The sequence below is a fragment of the Acetobacter senegalensis genome, assembly GCF_001499615.1.
Lineage (GTDB): Bacteria > Pseudomonadota > Alphaproteobacteria > Acetobacterales > Acetobacteraceae > Acetobacter > Acetobacter senegalensis.
On the sequence record NZ_LN606600.1, the window covers coordinates 970,384 to 988,122 of the forward strand.

The following is a 17,739-nucleotide window of genomic DNA, read 5'->3' on the forward strand; positions in this document are numbered from 1 at the left end:
GATCCGTCAGCCCTGACATTTTCATTGATCCGGGTGGGAAGACAAAATACCCCTGCGGCCCGCAGCAAGAACGCTATCTGCTGACACATCGACCCATAGGCGTGCTGTCGGTTCCGGAACAGTTGCCAGCCAGTCACCAACAAGGCGGTAGCCCAGACTGTATCCATACCAGTACGGACGCAGCCCACCGCCGCCAAAGAACCATCCTTTATGATCATAGGGCGATGCAACCAGATCAGCATCCTCAGGGCGATGCTTGCGAAGTGTTGCATCATCGACCGCACATTCCCAAGGTTCTGGCGGTGTGCCGAACAGGTACGACACAAAGCGCCCGGCCAGCCCTTCACTCACCAGAGCTTCGCCCAATGTGCGACCATAACCGACCGCCCCCATACGCAGACAATGATGCACTTCATGGATAACCTGACGGCGCAACGTGCCATCATGCAGGCATCGTTCGAAATTTCTGTTGTCTGGATCAAGTGTTAGAGCAAACAGGTTCTTACGGTAGGCACGCCCCAGCATTCCGATCTGTGGGATCACGACGTTCGGGAGCCGCTGTATCAGCACATCCAACGAAGGTGGCGGCAGAAGCTGAGATAATGCTGTTCGCGCGCCCTCTATCTCGGTTGCAATCTTTTCCCGCCACGGCGCAAGATCACCGCTCGCCTCTAGCCAGTGAAGGTGCCACGTCATGTCACGTTCCTTGTCTTGAAGAAGGCTTTGAAACGGGAAGAGAGCACTCTCATGATTCTGCCCCCTGCTTGGCACGGGCTAGAAACGAGATCGCCTCTTCAAAAATCAGGGAAACGGGCGGTCGATTCTGGGCGTGGGTCTTTGATGCCTCATAATCCGCTTTTATGCCGTCCAGAAGATCATTGATCAGACCGGGCTCTCTTCTTTCCAGTCTCTGCAAAAGGCAAAGCATGATGTAGGAATATGCTTGAGCCTTTATCGTCGCCTCTGAAACATCTTCGGGCATGTCCCATCCTTGCAAAAGGGAACGTCATGCCGAATAGTCCGGGATATCTGGGTCTCAAAGCAAGACAAATTTTGAGTGTTCGCGCGTTGTGGATTTTTTGGCTGCTCTCCCCCGTTCAATGCCGCAGTTTGCTGCGTATCTCTTTAATATATGTAAGCAAGCCTGAAAAGCCGGACTATTGAAGCACAACAGAAGAGGAGCAATCCGAAACTCTTCTGCTGTGCGAAGCAAATATTGAGTGCAATGCCCTGACATGGATGTATCGGGGCATTTCACTCAATGACTGGCTCCGGCCTGTTTGCGTTTGGCCGTGCGCCTTACGCTTTGACCTGATTGAAGAGCCAGTCTCGTGCTGCGTTGATGTAGAAGAACTTTCGGGCAGACCCCATATGGTCCACACCTTCAAAGGTCAGGAAGGTAATGTTGCCGCCTTTACCCAGATAACCGTTGACCTGATCTGTCAATTTCTGCTGCTTATCAACCGGGAAGATAAGAGCAGGATCAAGCTGTTCGGCAGGGCGCGTGACTTTTGCCCCCGCCTGCTCCCATACCGGTACGCATTTTTCATTCCATGGGGTCGCTTTGTTATCTTCCGAGCCGGTGATGATCAGAAGTTTCTGATCAGCCAGCGCCACAACATCGGATGGTCGCTGCTGGCCCGCGATGATAAGCCCTGCGGCAAATGTTCCCGGATGTTTGGCCATCAACCACAGGGAGGTCATGGCCCCCATGGACCAGCCCGTGCAATAAACTCTTTTGGGGTCGATCTTGAGAACTTTGTCCCGGCGATCATCCAGATTGGGGTTTCCGTAATTCCACGTGTTCTGCAAAAAGGATTGAACAAGCTTATAGGTGTTTTCAATATCGGGCGTGTGTTCCCAGTAATCGTTCATTGTCGTGCGTTCGTAGCGCGGCGTGATAACCACGCATTCGTGCCGGTCCTGCTCTTCAGGCAGGCTCCAGATACTGGCAATGCACTGTTCTGTCAGCGTCTGGGCACAGGTGCCGTCATAGCTGGTGCCGGAATGGGTGACCGCCAGAACAAGCGGATAAGCCTTGTTTTCACCACCCTTTTCAAGAAATGATTTTGGCAGGTAGATACTGTATTCAAGCCATGCGGAACGGGTATCATCCCACCACCAATGGCTTTGCTCCCACGCATCTACCCCACGGATAACCACGCTGTTGCCACGGTGCCCGGCGTTGCTCCAGACCGTTTTGCTGGCAGCATAGACAGCACCGCTTGCTGTCCGCACATTTTTGGTCTGTGTCAGCGTGACTTTATCACTATCCGTCGTGGGCAGGCTGAGATCAGGGTCATGATGGAATTCGGCAATAACGTAGCGACCAGCCACACTTTTCCCATCCGGGCGGAGAGCAGGTTCGGCGTTAGTATAAAGCGCCTGAACAGCACGCGGTTGGGCGGCTGCTGTTGTGGCGTTCTTGTCAGGTTCCTGCGGCATGCCAGCAAAAAAGCCCTTGGCGGCCGGGAACACAGCCGTGGCATATGTATCCGGGGCGAGGCTGGCTGGGTCTATCGCGGCATCATATTCGACGGCAATGCCGTAAACTTTCTGACCACCACCCGTCACTTCGCAAAGGGCAAGGATACCCTGAAGGCCCGGAACACGCTTTTTGTGTCCGCCTGGTCCATCATCAGGCATGGGAGAGGACGCTGCCATAAAACCCTGACCGCCGCTGGCTGCGCGGACCTCCGGGCTTGCGAGACCAATGGCGGAAAAGGTGCCCGCCAGAACGGCACCACCTGCTACAAAGTCTCGTCTGGATAGATTCGTCAAAGTTTCGCCTTCCGTTCAAGATGGAGGAAATTCCAAAAATTCAAGGTGCGTTCTCCGTGGAGCCGCGTTTCACCAGAAAGCGCTAACAGTCAGAGACCCAACACCAGAACCGCCACACAGACGCCCCCCTACTGTGCCGCAGGGATACCCGGATGGAGGGCATCTTTCGTTCATCTTCCAATGCCCTCTTTTGACGTTTTGCAGCATGCATCCAAAACCCGCTGCCGCTTCCTTTCCTTTTCTCGTGAGAAAAAGAGGGGTGCGAACCTGATGACGGTCATCCTGACACCCCCGCGCATTGGGTCTGCTTCTGGCGCGTCCATAGCCCATGAGGGAGCACGCGGGGAGGCATAGGGGCGCGCCCTTGCGCTGGCGAAACCTGAAAGCCTGCACGGGAACAAATGTACCTTTCCGGCTTCATTTCGCTTTTCCTGCCCGCGCCTTACGCACCATCAGCCCGACAATCATCAGAAACGCCAGAAACATGAAGCTGCTGCTCACGCTCAGGCTGGCGCTGATTGAGCCTTTATACGCCTCCCTTACTTCTTCATGCATGGCAGGCGAGAGTCTTTGAAGGGCGACCATGCCTTTTTCCAGGAATGCGGGCACATCGATCTTTTCCGGCAGGGCATACAGGCGGTGCTGCAATGTGAGCGCCATTACCCCACCGGAGAGCGCCACGCCCAGCGATCCCCCCAAAGACCGGATGAAAGACATCATGGCGGTGGCAATGCCCAGCATGTTGCCGGGCACCGCGTTCTGAATGATGACGGTTGCATTGGGCATGCCGATACCCATCCCCACGCCGAGGCACCCCAGACTGAACAGAAACAGGAGAGGCGGCGCGCCATGGTGAGCGCATAACGCAATGAGGGTCAGGGCCGTGAATTCAATGCCCACCCCAATGACAAGCAGAAGTTCGTAACGCTGCGTTCTGGATGAAACATACCCGCCCAGAATTGAACTGATCATCATTGTGCCCACCTGCGGCAACATCATGAGGCCGGAGGTGGTGGGAGATTCCCCCAGAACGAGTTGATAATACAATGGCAGGAAAATCATTGATCCCATCATGGCAAATGACATGACGCCCGTGGCGGCAACGCACACGGAGAAATCGGCAATCCGCAACAGACCGAGGCTGACCAGTGGTTCCGGTGCGCGCCGTTCCTGCCGGATGAACAGCAGGAAAACGGCCAGACTACCCCCCAGCAGAAGAAAAGTGAGAGGGGATGTCCATGAGAGAGACGTGCCCAGCGAGTTGAACAGAAGCAGAAAACCCGCCGTTGCAATGCTGAGCAGTATGGCACCCAGATAATCAATGCGGGGCTTTGATTCCGCCCCACCCGCGGGAAGGCTGAGCATGATCAGGGTGAAGGCAAGAAGCCCCACCGGCAGATTAACCAGAAAGACCCACCGCCATGAAAGAGCGCTTGTCAGCACACCGCCAAGAAACGGCCCTGTAACACTGCTGACCGCAAACGCGCCGGTGAAAAGCCCCTGATACCTGCCGCGCTGCTGCGGCGTTACCATATCCCCAATGACGGTTTGCGAGAGCGTCATCAACCCGCCGGCCCCTATGCCCTGAAGCCCCCGGAAGAAGATGAGCTGCCACATGCTCTGGGCCACCCCGCACAGAAGCGAGGCGACCAGAAACGCGCCAATGCTAAAGCCAAGCAACGGCCTTCTGCCGAACATGTCTGACAGCTTGCCGTAGAGAGGGGTAGCGATGGTGGAGGTCAGCATGAAGGCCGTGACCACCCACGACATATGCGCCAGCCCCCCGAGATCACTGACAACGGTGGGCAGTGCGGTTGAGACAATGCTTTGATCAAGCGCCGCCATGACCATGGTCAGAATAAGGCCGACAAAAACCAGAATACGGGCCCAGGGCGTGTAGGCAGAAGCGATATCAGTAGAGGCAGGCTGCACGAGAAAGTCCTAATATTATCAAAGCACTGTTTTCGTCATCTTACAGAAGAACCAGACGGTACCGTTCTTCCTGCCATGGTGGCCACATCATCCGGCTAAAGCAGACAGGCCACGCAGATATTCAGGAAGGTCCTCCCCTGCTCTTGTTCCCCGGTGCAAAACCTATCACCAGCAAAAAGGAAACACAGGGATAAAACGTCTGTCTGATCTGGCGTGATGATTGCCCCTGTTCCGGCCCGCAAGAGGTTACAGTTCAGGCGGGCTTCCCCAATTTCCAGTCACAATAGTCAAAGTGGTAAAAATTCAGTCAGACGGGCGATCGGCCCGGTGTTCCGTTAGAGTGATGGACCACATTGTGGTATAAACATGACGCTATGGCACATAAATGCGATGAGAATGAACAGCCACCAACAATGTGGTTTGCAGCCCGCCGCTTTGGCTATGGCGCTGGCCTGCCCATTACATGGCAGGGATGGGTTAGCCTATGCCTTTTTCTTGCCGTGACGCTTGCTGCCTCGTCTATTCTGCCGTTCTTCCATTTCCGGCATCCGCTCTATGCTGCGGCTGGGGTGATGGTCCTCAATCTGGGGACAACAGTGGCCTTCGGCTGGGTCTGCTACACCCACACGGAAGGAGGCTGGCGCTGGCGATGGGGCGATTCCGACTGAGCTCTCCTCTATGAGAAAACGTTAGAACGTCAGCGACCAAGGACGGGCCAAGGGTTTCTGGCGCGGAAAGGATGGTCTGAAAGAGCGATGCGTGAGGATCAGACCGAAAACCCGATGTCTTCAATCGCCACAAACTCCTACCGGTTGAACTGACAGAGTTTCTCAAAAAACGCCCAGCCTGCATTTGAGCGGGGGTGACACTGTGTATCCTCCCATGGCTGATATTCCCCCGCAGAGCCTACGCCCCAAGGGCCTGCTCTGGCCCTGTCTGTGCGAACATGATAGGTAAAGGCCCTCTTTGAACGCAGCCGCGCAGGTCCGTTTCTTACCCGCCCGTTTTTGCCCGTAAGCAACTGCTCTGCACGACAGACCCACACGGACACCTTATTGTCCAGCACACCAAGGCCGCGGAGACGCCAGAACTTATGAGCACGACGAGAGAGACAGTCTTCCAGATCACCCCCAAGACCGATGCTGTCAGCCCGGAAGAACGCGCTGCCCTGCTGGCGAACCCCGGCTTTGGTCGTGTCTTTTCTGACCATATGGCCGTTGTGACCTACACCGAGGGCAAGGGCTGGCACACGCCGCAGATTCTGCCCCGCCAGCCGCTGGTGCTGGACCCCGCCGCTTCTGTGCTGCACTACGCGCAGGAAATTTTTGAGGGTATGAAGGCCTACCGCGCCCCCAACGGGGATGCGCAACTGTTCCGCCCGGACGCCAACGCCCGCCGCTTCCGCAAATCTGCCGAGCGCATGGCCATGGCGGAAGTGCCGGAAGAACTGTTTCTGGACGCCGTAAACCAGCTTGTAAAAATTGATGCTGGCTGGATTCCGGACCCGGAAGTGGGCACGCTGTATCTGCGCCCCTTCATGATTGCCACGGAAGCCGCGCTGGGTGTGAAGCCCGCTTCTGAATACAAGTTTATTGTGATTGCCTGCGCTGCTGGGGAATATTTCTCCAAAGATGCAGGGCCGGTAAGCGTGTGGGTGGAAGAACGCACTGTGCGCGCCTCTCGTGGCGGCACGGGTGAAGCCAAATGTGGTGGCAACTATGCTGCCAGCCTGACCGCCCAGCAGGAAGCCAAGGAACACGGCTGCCATCAGGTGCTGTTTCTGGATGCAGCGGAACGCAAGTGGATTGAAGAAATGGGCGGCATGAATATCATGGCCGTTCTGGATGATGGCACCCTGCAGACCCCGCCGCTGGAAGGCACCATTCTGCCCGGCATCACCCGTGATTCCCTCCTGACACTGGCACGGGACAAGGGGCTGACGGTGAAGGAAGAACCCTACGCCATTGACCAGCTTTACGCGGATGCCAAATCTGGCCGCCTGCGTGAACTGTTTGCCTGCGGCACCGCAGCCGTGGTCACGCCCATCGGCACGCTGAAAAGCGCCGAAGGCACGCATGTGATCAACGGTCAGACGGGCGATGTGACGGCGGATCTGCGCAAGACGCTGTGTGATATTCAGTTTGGCCGTGCGCCAGACCCGCATGGCTGGGTGCACAAAGTCGGCTGAGCCCGAGTGTGACGTAAAAAACGACCTGTTCTGAACAGACCGTTAGAACCGCCCGGAGAGATTTTTCCGGGCGGTTTTTTTATGCGTGCTTTCTGGATGAAACAGAACACACATCCTGCAAAGGGTCATATCCCTCAACGAGAATGTTCTTTGAAGGCACTGTCCGGTGGCGCCTGAGTGGTCTTATACGTGTTGGAGGCGGGGCTTTCACACCCTAAGGCGGTATATGCCATTCCTCATGCTTCGCCTGCAAAGCCCCATCCCGTTTGACCTCCCGTTCGACAGCCTTCAGGCGCAGCTTTCCGCTGCACCTGATGTCCGTTTATAGCCGCTTTCCCGCACGCGCACGCCTTTACAGTGGAGAGTGAATGGCGGCTTCGTGCTCGATCTCGCACTGTTTTGCGTCTGGTTTGGGGGCCGTTGTGCGCAGGGCGGCCAGTTCAGCACGCGCGGCATCCATATCCGCGCGGAAGGCAGCGCTACCGTGCATGGCCGCAACCTCGGCGGCCCCTGCCAGATAGCCTTCCTGCACATCGCTCTCCCAATGCACACCGCACACAATGCGGCTTTCACCAAATACGCGGCCGCGTTGCAGAATGGCGGTGCTGCGGTCTGGCAGCAGTTCGGTCAACACAAGGGCAAGGCTCCACCCCAGCATGGTATGGCCGGAAGGATAAGCGCCGGTCTTGGCAATATCTTCCCGATCCTCTTCCGTGCAGATGGCGTTATCCGTGCCCACAAAGGGGCGGGTGCGCCGCCAGTAATCCTTGCCTTTCCACATATCGGGCACTTCCGTATTGCCCATGTTCCGCAGCAGCGCGACCAGATGCGGCGCTTTGGCGGCATCAATCACAAACCCTGCCGCGCAGGAAAAACTGTTGAGCAGATCAGGAATATGCAGTTTTGCATCAGATGTTGCCAGCGCCCAGCGGGCATCATTTTTCCAGCCACGGGTTACGGCAAAAGCTTTATCGTCCGTCTGGTGCCGCAGGCTGCCGGGTTGGGGCGGCGGCGGCAGATACTGGGTGGGGTCGGGCTGCATATCTGGCGTAAGATAGGGTGACCCACGGGAAGCCTGCGGCTGTGAATGTGCAGCCCCATGCCCGTCCTGCCCAGCAGAATTTGCCTGCCCGCGCGCAGCCTGTTTGGGCGTCTGCGCCGTGGTGGGGGACACAGGCTGCCCTTGCGTGGGCGCTTCCGTTTGGCTGTGTGTTTGAGACTGAGCAGATTGGCCCGTTTGCTGTTGTTGCGCCGCTATCTGCGGCTGTGATTGAGCCTGAGCTATCTGCAAAGGCGCAGCGCTGGCTGTGGCCAACGGGCAGGAAAGAGCCAGAGGGAGCATGAGAACCGCAGCGCCAAGGCCACCCCCCAGAACCGATGCCAAAAGAGTCTGCCTCATCGGCATGGGGGCTGACTGTCCGTTTCCTGTTCTCAAAACCGCGCATCCTCTCCTGTGGCTCGGCTGTTGGTCCTGCATCGGGCCTCAGAACCAGCCGTTTCCACGTCTCTCAATCCTTGCCTGCCCTCAGCCATCCGTTCCTGAAAACCGTCTGTCAAACTTAAGGAGGCGTATTGGCAAACAATTTTACAGGATTTGTTCCCTACCCCTATGTGAAAGTTTTGAGACAGTCAGCCCCTTCCGCGCTCTGTTCTGGGTTGCACGCCCTTATCTTGTGCGCCAGATGCTGGTAAAAACCGGAACGGACTTCCGGAGACTTGTTGAAAACTCAGCAGATGCGAACGAACGAGGCACTTATCAGTCTGAAGCGGCGGATTGGACGGCACGATGCGGGGTTATCGGAACAGGCCCATTGGACCGAAAACCCAACGCATTCAGCACGAAAATGCTCCGTCAGACCGCGCTGACAGAGTTTTCAAATACGCTTTAAGACGCTTTGGGACCCAATCCATTCTGACCATAACAACCAGGTGCAACGCAGACATATGACAATTGTTATCATGACCGTTGGCACGGAAGGGGATGTGCGCCCCCACATTGCCCTTGGTGAAGGGCTTCTGGCCCGAGGGCACGCAGTAAGACTGGCGGCAGACCCCGGTTTTGAAACCGCCATTACCAGAGCCGGACTGGAATTTTCTCCTCTAACCGCTGATTTTGCCGGAATGATGCGCCACAACCCGCAGGCGCTGGATGGCCGCAGCGGCATGGCGGCGGCCCGCGTGGTGGTGGCGGAAACACGCCGCATGGCGCAGGACTGGCCCGCACAGGGGCTGAAAGCGGCAGAAGGCGCAACATTGCTGATCGGGTCTGGCAATGTCTCGTTATTGGCAGCCAGTCTGGCAGAGCGGTTGCAGGTGCCGTTTGTGCAGACCCAGTTGCAACCGCTTGAAGCCAGCCATGCGCTGCCGCCCGTATGGTTCAGACCCCGCCCGTTGCCTGCATCTGTCAATTTTGCGCTCCATCGCACCCTGCGCCAGACAGCATGGCTGCTGATGCGGGACACGGCAAACCGCATGCGCCGCGCGCTGGATTTACCGCCCTATCCTTTAAAGGGGCCGTGGCATAACCCCAAGGCAACAGGCGGCCATATTCTGTTTGGGTTCAGCCAGCATGTGGTGCCCCGCCAGCCGGAATGGCCCGCACGCATTGCCATGCCGGGCTATTTTGTGTCTGCAAAAAATGCGGACTACACACCGGATGCTGATCTGGCCCACTTTTTGCAGGCGGGAGACAAGCCAGCCTATATCGGCTTTGGCAGCATGGTGAGCGGAGAAGCCGAAGCACTGGCCGCCACAGTGCAGGCAGCCGTGCAGCGTGCGGGCCTGCGTGCCGTTGTGGGAAGTGGGTGGTCCAAGCTTGGGCAGTTTCTGCCCAGTTCCGCGCGCATTCATGTGGTGGATCATGTGCCGCATGAATGGCTTTTTTCAAAAATGCGGCTGGCGGTGCACCATTGTGGCGCGGGCACCGCTGCTGCTGCCGTGCGCGCCGGGATACCCACCGTGCCGGTGCCCTTTGTGGGAGACCAGTATTTCTGGGGTTGGCAGTTGCACCGCATTGGTGTTGCCACACCCACACAGAGCCTGCGCACCTTAACCGCACAGACACTGGGCGATGCCATGCTTCAGGCGACATCCCCGCATATGGTGGCCAATGCGGACCGGCTGGGCAGCTTGGTCCGGGCGGAAGATGGCGTGACAAACGCCATAACACAACTTGAACGCTGGGGGCTTCTGCACAGACAAGCTTGAACGCCCAAGATTTCCAGCCGCGTAGTCACACGCTGAAAAGAGGCAGGCTTCTTCTGAAAAGCCTGTTTTAGCACTGTGGACGTATGAGGCTGGCCGGATATTCCATGACAGACAAAACGGCCCGTCGCCGCTGATGCGATGCTGTGCAGGTGCGGGTGCGGGTGCGGGTGCGGGTGCGGGTGCGGGTGCGGGTGCGATAGGAAGGGGCGAAAAGGCAACGCTTTCAAGCGTAAAAAGAAATACCTGATTGATCTGCACAGTGTTTGAGAGAACAGGTCATATCGTCCTGTGACCTGCTTCTGCCCTCAGGCGTCGCTCCGCTGCCCCGCTGTTTTTCTACTGCTGGCTGTTCAGGCAGCCTTTGAGTCTGTCAGGTTTCCTGCGCTCAAATGCCATAAACCGGTCTGCAATAACGGGTGCATTTTCTGGGTCCAGCATTTCCATATGGGTGCAGTTGATATCTGTTACCATCAGCTTGCCCGTTATGTAATTCTGCCAGAAAGCAGGGTTATCCCCCACATCTTCCGTGCCCCGCTGTGTGGCGCGCAGAAAGAGCAGGTCTGCCTGCACGCGCTGCGGTTGCCAGTTCCGCATCATTTCCAGATTATGGCTGACACCCTGCCGTATGGTTTGCAAAAGGGTTGAAAAGGCGGCTTCATCCTGCACAAAATCCTGTGCTTCCGGCAGCATGATCTCTACAATCCGATCAGCCAGATCATCCAGTGTTTCTGGTATATTTTCAGAAAAATCGATCCCCAGCATGGCAATAGCGTTTTTCACCAGCCACGTATCATCCATCCGGGCCAGATCCTGACCAGCCTCCAGCGCTGCCGGATCATGCATCGGGTATGTATCCAGCATGACCAGTGCGGAAAGAGGCTCACCTTCCGCCATCAGACGGGCCGCCACAGCATGGGCCACCAACCCGCCCATGGACCAGCCGACAAAACTGTACGGCCCATGCGGCTGAAGCGCACGGATCTGCTCCAGATAGAGTTCTGCCAGTTGCTGAATGGTCTGGGGTCGCTGAGGGCCGTGTAGCAGCCCAATATCCTGCAAACCATAAACAGGCCGTTCTACCGGAAGATGCGGCAGTAGCGCCGTAAAACCGAGAGACACCCCCAGAATGGGCGGAAAACAGAAAATTGGCTGGCCCGTGCCCTTGGCGCGCAGGGGCACAACCGTTTCCTCAAACATATCTGGCACGGCATGCTGGTGCTGCAAGAGCGGGGCCAGCCGGGCGATGGTGGGCGCACCAAACAGGGAGGCGACGGGGAGTTCATAACCCTGTTCAGTCAGGGCTGTGGCAACCTGCACGGCAGCGAGGCTGTCTCCGCCAAGATCGAAAAAATTCTCGTTTATGCCAAAATCTTTTCTCTCCAGAATATCAGACCACAGGGCAAACAAAAGCTGCTCCTGCGCTGTTTGCGGGCTTTCATACTGGGGGGTGTGCTCGGCGTCCTCCGGCTCTGGCAGCATTTTTCTATTCAGTTTGCCCGATGCCGTCAGCGGCAGGGCAGCCAGCACCACAAAGCGGGAGGGCACCATCTGGGCTGGCAGAAGCCCCTGCAAATGGGTGCGGAACAACGCAAAATTCTGCGCTTCTTCCTCTGGCGTGATGGTCTCCGCCTGTGCGGCAGCAGCAGGCACCAGATACGCCACCAGCACCGGCCCCTGCGCCTTTGGCCACACCCGCACCGCGGCCTGTACAATGCCGGGCAGAGTAAGCAATGCGGCTTCAATTTCCGCCGGTTCTGCCCGCACGCCTTTTATCTTGATCTGCGCATCCGTGCGGCCAAGAACGGTGATGGTACCATCAGGCTGCCGGACGGCGCGATCTCCGGTAAGATACAGGCGCGCATGCGGTATTTTGCTGAATGGGTCTGGCCGGAAAACCGCCTGTGTCAGATCTGGGCGGTCCAGATAGCCCGTGGCAACGCCAGCGCCCGCAATAGCCAGTTGCCCCGGTGTACCCACGGGCAGCAGGCCACCTGCGGGGTCCAGAACATAACATTGAGTATTGGCCAATGGCCGCCCCGCCGGGATGGGCTGGCCGCGTGAACCATCTTCCGCAATGACGGCATGGAAGGTGGACCAGATTGTGGTCTCGGTCGGGCCATAAACATTATAGACAGCGCGGGCATGTTTCTGAAGCGTCCGCGCTAGGGGTACTGGCAGGGGCTCCCCGCCAGAAAGCACGCGAACCTGCGCCAGACACCGGCCCTGCCCGGCCCCCACCAGCATCTGCCACAAGGTTGGCGTGGCCTGCATGAGGGTGACACCGTAGTGTTGCACGATGGCGGACAGCAGGGTGGGGTCTGTCACGGTTTCACGTCTGGCAAGCACCAGATGCGCACCGGCCTGAAGCGGCAACAGCAGTTCCAGAATGGAAATATCAAAAGTGACAGACGTAACGGATAACCAGCATTCCTGTGCGCCCAACGCCAGTTTATCCTGCATGGTGCACAAAAGGTTGGTCAGGGCGGACCATGGCACGACCACGCCTTTGGGTGTGCCGGTGGTGCCGGAAGTATAGATGACATAGGCCGTACCCTGCGGCACCACTGGCGCACGCTGGGCATCCGGGTTGGAAAACACTGTTGCGGGCGTGCCATCTTCCGCAAGCCCCAGAACGGCCGAACCATCTGGCAGGCCAGTTGGCAAGGTGTCTTCTGTCAGAAACAGGGCGGGCCGGGCATTGGCGATAATGGCGGCATTGCGCTCACGCGGGCCGCATCTGTCCAGCGAGAGCCACGCCGCCCCGGTGGCCATGGTGGCCAACATGCCGATCACCTGCCGTCTGTCTCTGGGCAGCATCAGGCCGACAACATCCCCGGGACCGATGCCGCACGCCATCAGATGCTCCGCCAGACCTTGCGCTGCATGGAGAAGTGCCGCGTAGGACACAGGGCCTCGCCCATCCGTCACCGCCGTTGCCGTGGGGGCGTAGGCGGCATGCCGCGCCAGATCAGCCACAAGAGCGCGTGGGCCCCAGTTGCAGGCCGTTGCGGTTTCATCCGCCAGAAAAGCCTTGCCTTCGGCAGCGTCAAGAAGCGGATAAGCGCCGATGGGCTGGGCAGGATCTGCCAGAATGGCCTTTATCAAACGCATCACGTGGCGCAGATGGCGCTCCAGCGCCGGGCCATCATACAGGGTCGGGTTGGCGTAAAGGCACAGCGCCAACCCCTGCCCGTCCTGACGGTCAAATACAAAAAATGTCAGATCTTCCATCACCCCATTGCTCAGGTTCCGGTTGCGTGCCGGGCTGCCACCAAAGGAGAGATGGTAATCAAACGGCTCTATATTAATGCCGATGCGTGAGAGATGCTGCTGTGTATCATGAAACCCCAGAACGCGCCGCAGATCCTCGTACCGGAAAGCCTGATGCCGGAGTGCCCCGTGCAGGGCGCGACGCGCCTGAAGCAGGATTTCTGAAAAACCCAGAGTGTACGCCATGGCAAAACGCAACACCACGGCGTTTGCCGCCATGCCGGGCACACGCCGCATCTCCCGGTCTGTGCGGCCGGTAACGGGCATGCCGAGCGTAAGGTCTTCCTGCCCTGTCATGCGGAAGATGTAGGTGCTCAGCAGGGCCGTGAGCATTTGCGGCAGCGTAACGCCAGCCTGCTGTGCCAGCCCCTGCATCTGGCCCACCATGGCGGGCGGCACAAGCACATTGCGTTCCACAAACCCCAGCCGCTGCAAAGGTGCTTCCGGCACACTGGGCGGCAGAGGAGAGGCCAGTGTGACTGCCTCGGGCGGGGCGGCAAGCTGGTGTTGCCAGTAAGCGTGATCTTTCTCGCGCCGGGGGCTGGTGCGATAAGCAGCTTCCTGCGCAACAAGCCGTTCAAGGGGCAGGAACGTGCAGGGTGCGGGTTCGCGCCCTTCCACCATGGCATTGTACAGTTCGGCCACGCGCGCCACAATCAGGCCACCGGAAAAACCATCAAGCGCGATATGGTGACAACAATGAAACCAGATGAAACTGTCAGCAGAAAGCTTGATCAGCGCACAGGTCCATAACGGATCTTCCGCCAGATCAACCGGCTGACTGATGCGCGCCATCATCCAGTGTTGTGCCTGCGCTGCGGCATCTGGCCGGGTGGAGAAATCCACAAACGGCAAGGGGCAGCGCAGTGTGGGCAGAATGACCTGATAGGGGCCATCCGCCCCCATGCGGATGCTTACCCGCGTGGTTTCCGCCTCCCCCGCTACCTGAACAAGAGCGGCACGGAACAGGGCGGGATCAACGGGGCCAAGAATTTCCACTGCTTCCGCAATGTTGAACGTGCCGCCCTGCGTGCGCAGCAAGGTTCCCATCCATACGCCGCGCTGGGCTGTTGTCAGAGGCAAGCGGGTTTCTGGCACGGTCTGCAATGACAGGCTCCCTGTATCAAAACGCAAAGATACGGGCCGGGATCGCCCTCTTCTCTCTTTGCCTGGCAGTCATAGGACCTGCGTATCACCCCTTTTTGGGGAGAAAAATCTTTTCTTGCCCAGAATGGAAAAGTTTTTCAGCGGGGGGTCATTTTGTAAGAAAATTCTTAATTTTCAAAGGGTTTTCCCTTGTTTCATTCATATTTTGTTAATGATTCCATTTAGTGTAAATTTAAAAACAGCTACCTTGCATTGCATGGTTCTGGTGTGTATTCAGTACCTGTTGCTGGACACTCAATAAGAGTCGCACGCTCGCCAGACGCGCGGCGCCTGACAGGAAAAGCCGTGGAACCCAACCTTGTTCAATTCAAGAAAGGCGTATTGGAACTGTGCGTGCTGGCCCTGCTCTCACGCACGGACTCTTACGGCTATGACATTGCCAGCCGCCTTTCAGACGCCATAGACATGGGGGAAGGCACCATTTACCCCCTGATGCGGCGCATGCAGAAAGATGGTCTTGTTTCAACATATTTTGTTGAATCGTCTTCCGGTCCACCGCGTAAATATTACACTTTGACAGAAACCGGCCGCCGCAGTCTGGAGGCCCAGCGCACGGCATGGGTGACGTTTACACAGGCTGTTTCCACCATTCTGGCCCCTGTTGCCAAAGGGGACACCCCACCGCACGCAAAGGACAGGACCGGCACCCGGAACGCAGCAGCCACCACAACAGACACAACCGGGCACAGCCCCCTTACCGTACAGAAACCATTCAGGAACACCCAGCCATGATAAAGGCACCCACAAGCAAACAGTTGTTCCTTGACCAGCTACGGGCCGGGCTGAAAGGCCTGCCGCGCTCCGTGATTGAAGAAACTGTTGCTGATTATGAAGCCCATTTTGAAGCCGGACGCGCCGCAGGCCGCACGGAAGCCGATATTGCCAGCCGCCTTGGAGACCCCGCCCGCCTTGCGCGGGAATTACGGGCGGAAGCGGGCGTGCGCCGGTGGGAAGATGAACGCAGCCTGAGCAACGCGCTGGGGGCTATTCTGGGCATTATGGGGCTTGCAGCCCTTGATCTGCTGGTGGTGCTGCCGGTTCTGCTGGCTGTTGGTTCCTGCGTGTTTGCGTTTGTCATTGCGGGGGCCGCCGTGTGCCTGGCTGGTAGCCTGCTGCTGCCTTTTTCCTTGGTCGATGTGAACCCCTTTCCTAACGCGGACTGGTTACAGGGCGTTCTGCTCAGCCTTGGGCTGGCCACGGGGGGCGCGTCTGTTGTGGCGTTCTGCGTGTTGCTGACCATTGGCATTGTCAATCTGCTGGTGGGCTATGGCCGCGCCCATTACCGCCTGATTGCCCCCACCTACACTGCCTGACACCCCCTTTTCCAAGGACAGTCTCCCATGATCCGTGGCCTTACCATGATTGCCGTTGGCGGAGCCGTTGTTTCAGCACTCTGCTTTGGCGTTGCCGCCTCCCGCGGGCCGACAAGCTTTTCCTTCTCTGATATTGAATGGGCGGACACTGCGCCCACCGGCCCGCAGACCTCCCGCACGCTTGCGTGGAAGGGCGGGCCTGAACTGACCATCAATCTGCCTGCCAGCATCATCATCCAGCAGGGCCCCAAAGCCGGGATTACCCTCAGCGGGTCTGAACATATGGTCAACCATATCGTGCTGAACGGCAGCACGCTGGATACGGATGAGAACACCCCCAACCATCACTACAGATTGCGTGACGCCAAGGTGAGGCTGACCATCACCGCGCCAGATCTGACCAAACTGACACTCAATGGTTTTGGCTCCGTGGACTGGCAGGGGTATGATCAGAAAACGCTTGATCTGATCATCAACGGTGCGGCCAGTGTTAAAGCCCATGGCCGGGCAGAAAATGTAAAGCTGACCATTGATGGCGCGGCCTCCGTCAATCTGGCGGATATGGACATTACCAACCTCGACGTGGCCATGGACGGGGCTGGTTCCGTCAAGGGCGGCGCGACCGGACTGGCGAAAATCACCATCGACGGCGCAGGCTCGGTCAAGCTGACAAAGGTGCCGATGTCCTTCAGCAAGCAGATCGATGGCGTTGGCACCGTGTCCATGCCCAAAGGGCCGCCGGACGCCCTGCTTCAGTCCAAGCCGGCTCACCCTGCCGATAAAACCCCAGAACAGAGCGAGGAAGACCTCTCTTTCTGAGGGGAATGACACCCGCAGGAGGGCGTAACAGCACACGCCTCCTGCGGGCCTGAGAGAAGGCCGTTTGGCGCAGTTAACATCCAGAAAATAATATCTTTACAAAAAAGACATTTTTTATAATAAGCGTAATGTATTACTTTTTCGTAAGGATTTTGCTTCTAAAATGAAGATGTTTCCTGTTGCAGGTTGCCTTTCCGCACTCCTGCTACTTTCCGCGTGCGCTTCTTCTGGCAATGAGTCCATCAAGAACGAAACTTCCACGACGGTTGATCAGAAAATTAAGGACGGCGTGACGACCAAGCAGGAAGTCAAAGCCATGTACGGCGACCCGCTTGAAACCAGTTTCACGGATAGCGGGCACGAAGTCTGGAAATACGTTTTTGCCAAAACCCGCGCGAACGGCACCAATTTCATTCCCTATTACGGTGCATTCTCCTCCGGAACACATGGGAAAGCCAAGACACTTTCCATCATTTTCACGGATCAGGTTGTTTGGCACCACTCCCTTGCGGATTCACAGATCCAGACCCATCAGGGTATTGGCGGCTGATAGACCTGACAGCAAAAAAGGGAGGGGGGCGTTGCCCTCTTCCCTTTTTTTGTGTCCGCCAGAATAAAAACCTGCCTGATGCGCACGGCAGGCGGGGGCGTGATCAGATCTGTGTTGATCTGGAAAACAGATTGATCACCAGCACGCCCAGCATGATCAGAGCGATGCCGATAATGGCGGGCAGATCGAGCGACTGCTTGAAAAAAACAAAGCCTATGGCTGAAATCAGCACAATGCCCACGCCAGACCAGATGGCATAAACCAGCCCGGTGGGAATGGTCCGCATGGTTTGGGAGAGCAGGTAAAAGGCGCAGCAATAGCCCGCAATGCTCAGGGCCGCCGGAACCCAGCGGGTAAAGCCATCACACGCCTTGAGGCAGGATGTGGCAAACACCTCGCACACAATGGCGCCCATCAGATACAGGTAAGATTTATCAATCACGCACGCGCCCTCGCTTCGGCCTTATGCTTCCATACAGAGCTGTTGAGACACCCGCCAGACACGCCCGGCA

14 protein-coding genes are annotated in these 17,739 nt (G+C 57.6%); 7 read left to right on the top strand and 7 right to left on the bottom strand.

The window, feature by feature from the left end; all coding sequences use genetic code 11:
- Nucleotides 1-21 precede the first annotated feature (21 nt).
- The 4 genes from ASN_RS04385 to ASN_RS04400 all read right to left on the bottom strand — a co-directional run bounded on the left by ASN_RS04385 (nucleotide 22) and on the right by ASN_RS04400 (nucleotide 4,713).
- A complete protein-coding gene (locus tag ASN_RS04385) occupies nucleotides 22-696 on the bottom strand; it encodes a DUF2268 domain-containing putative Zn-dependent protease (protein WP_058987338.1) in 675 nt (224 codons plus the stop codon).
- 49 nt (nucleotides 697-745) lie between these two features.
- A complete protein-coding gene (locus ASN_RS04390; protein ID WP_058987339.1) occupies nucleotides 746-982 on the bottom strand; it encodes a hypothetical protein in 237 nt (78 codons plus the stop codon).
- Nucleotides 983-1,299: 317 nt separating this feature from the next.
- Nucleotides 1,300-2,781, bottom strand: coding sequence for an alpha/beta hydrolase-fold protein (locus ASN_RS04395; RefSeq protein ID WP_058987340.1), 1,482 nt, complete (start codon nucleotides 2,779-2,781; stop codon nucleotides 1,300-1,302).
- 417 nt (nucleotides 2,782-3,198) lie between these two features.
- On the bottom strand, nucleotides 3,199-4,713 hold the full coding sequence (locus ASN_RS04400; protein WP_058987341.1) for an MDR family MFS transporter: 1,515 nt from the start codon (nucleotides 4,711-4,713) through the stop codon (nucleotides 3,199-3,201).
- A 374-nt stretch (nucleotides 4,714-5,087) separates the two neighbouring features.
- On the opposite strand from ASN_RS04400, the gene ASN_RS04405 reads away from it, so the two are divergent.
- The gene (locus ASN_RS04405; RefSeq protein ID WP_231948377.1) at nucleotides 5,088-5,381 is read left to right on the top strand and encodes a hypothetical protein; all 294 of its coding nucleotides are present in this window, start codon (nucleotides 5,088-5,090) and stop codon (nucleotides 5,379-5,381) included.
- 425 nt (nucleotides 5,382-5,806) lie between these two features.
- The gene (locus tag ASN_RS04410; protein WP_006558853.1) at nucleotides 5,807-6,901 is read left to right on the top strand and encodes a branched-chain amino acid aminotransferase; all 1,095 of its coding nucleotides are present in this window, start codon (nucleotides 5,807-5,809) and stop codon (nucleotides 6,899-6,901) included.
- A 352-nt stretch (nucleotides 6,902-7,253) separates the two neighbouring features.
- Here ASN_RS04410 and ASN_RS04415 read toward each other — a convergent pair whose 3' ends face one another.
- A complete protein-coding gene (locus tag ASN_RS04415) occupies nucleotides 7,254-8,306 on the bottom strand; it encodes an acid phosphatase (protein WP_231948378.1) in 1,053 nt (350 codons plus the stop codon).
- Nucleotides 8,307-8,845: 539 nt separating this feature from the next.
- Between ASN_RS04415 and ASN_RS04425 the strand changes: the two genes are divergently transcribed.
- Entirely contained in the window at nucleotides 8,846-10,108 is a 1,263-nt protein-coding gene (locus ASN_RS04425; protein ID WP_082666573.1) for a glycosyltransferase, read from the top strand.
- A gap of 336 nt (nucleotides 10,109-10,444) precedes the next feature.
- On the opposite strand, the gene ASN_RS04430 is transcribed toward ASN_RS04425, so the two are convergent.
- The gene (locus ASN_RS04430) at nucleotides 10,445-14,476 is read right to left on the bottom strand and encodes a non-ribosomal peptide synthetase (protein ID WP_231948488.1); all 4,032 of its coding nucleotides are present in this window, start codon (nucleotides 14,474-14,476) and stop codon (nucleotides 10,445-10,447) included.
- A 354-nt stretch (nucleotides 14,477-14,830) separates the two neighbouring features.
- Here ASN_RS04430 and ASN_RS04435 point away from each other — a divergent pair, with 354 nt between their 5' ends.
- From ASN_RS04435 to ASN_RS04450, 4 genes are all read left to right on the top strand, one after another.
- Complete coding sequence (locus ASN_RS04435) at nucleotides 14,831-15,277, top strand: PadR family transcriptional regulator (RefSeq protein WP_006559700.1); 447 nt, start codon at nucleotides 14,831-14,833, stop codon at nucleotides 15,275-15,277.
- A complete protein-coding gene (locus tag ASN_RS04440) occupies nucleotides 15,274-15,858 on the top strand; it encodes a DUF1700 domain-containing protein (protein ID WP_006559701.1) in 585 nt (194 codons plus the stop codon). Before ASN_RS04435 ends, ASN_RS04440 begins: the two co-directional genes overlap by 4 nt.
- A gap of 27 nt (nucleotides 15,859-15,885) precedes the next feature.
- Nucleotides 15,886-16,677: a GIN domain-containing protein gene (locus ASN_RS04445; RefSeq protein WP_058987344.1), complete on the top strand. Its 792-nt coding sequence runs from the start codon at nucleotides 15,886-15,888 to the stop codon at nucleotides 16,675-16,677.
- A gap of 163 nt (nucleotides 16,678-16,840) precedes the next feature.
- Nucleotides 16,841-17,227, top strand: a complete 387-nt coding sequence (locus ASN_RS04450) for an outer membrane protein assembly factor BamE (RefSeq protein WP_006559703.1) — start codon at nucleotides 16,841-16,843, stop codon at nucleotides 17,225-17,227.
- 103 nt (nucleotides 17,228-17,330) lie between these two features.
- Here ASN_RS04450 and ASN_RS04455 read toward each other — a convergent pair whose 3' ends face one another.
- A complete protein-coding gene (locus ASN_RS04455; RefSeq protein WP_035379053.1) occupies nucleotides 17,331-17,642 on the bottom strand; it encodes a DMT family transporter in 312 nt (103 codons plus the stop codon).
- Nucleotides 17,643-17,739 lie beyond the last annotated feature (97 nt).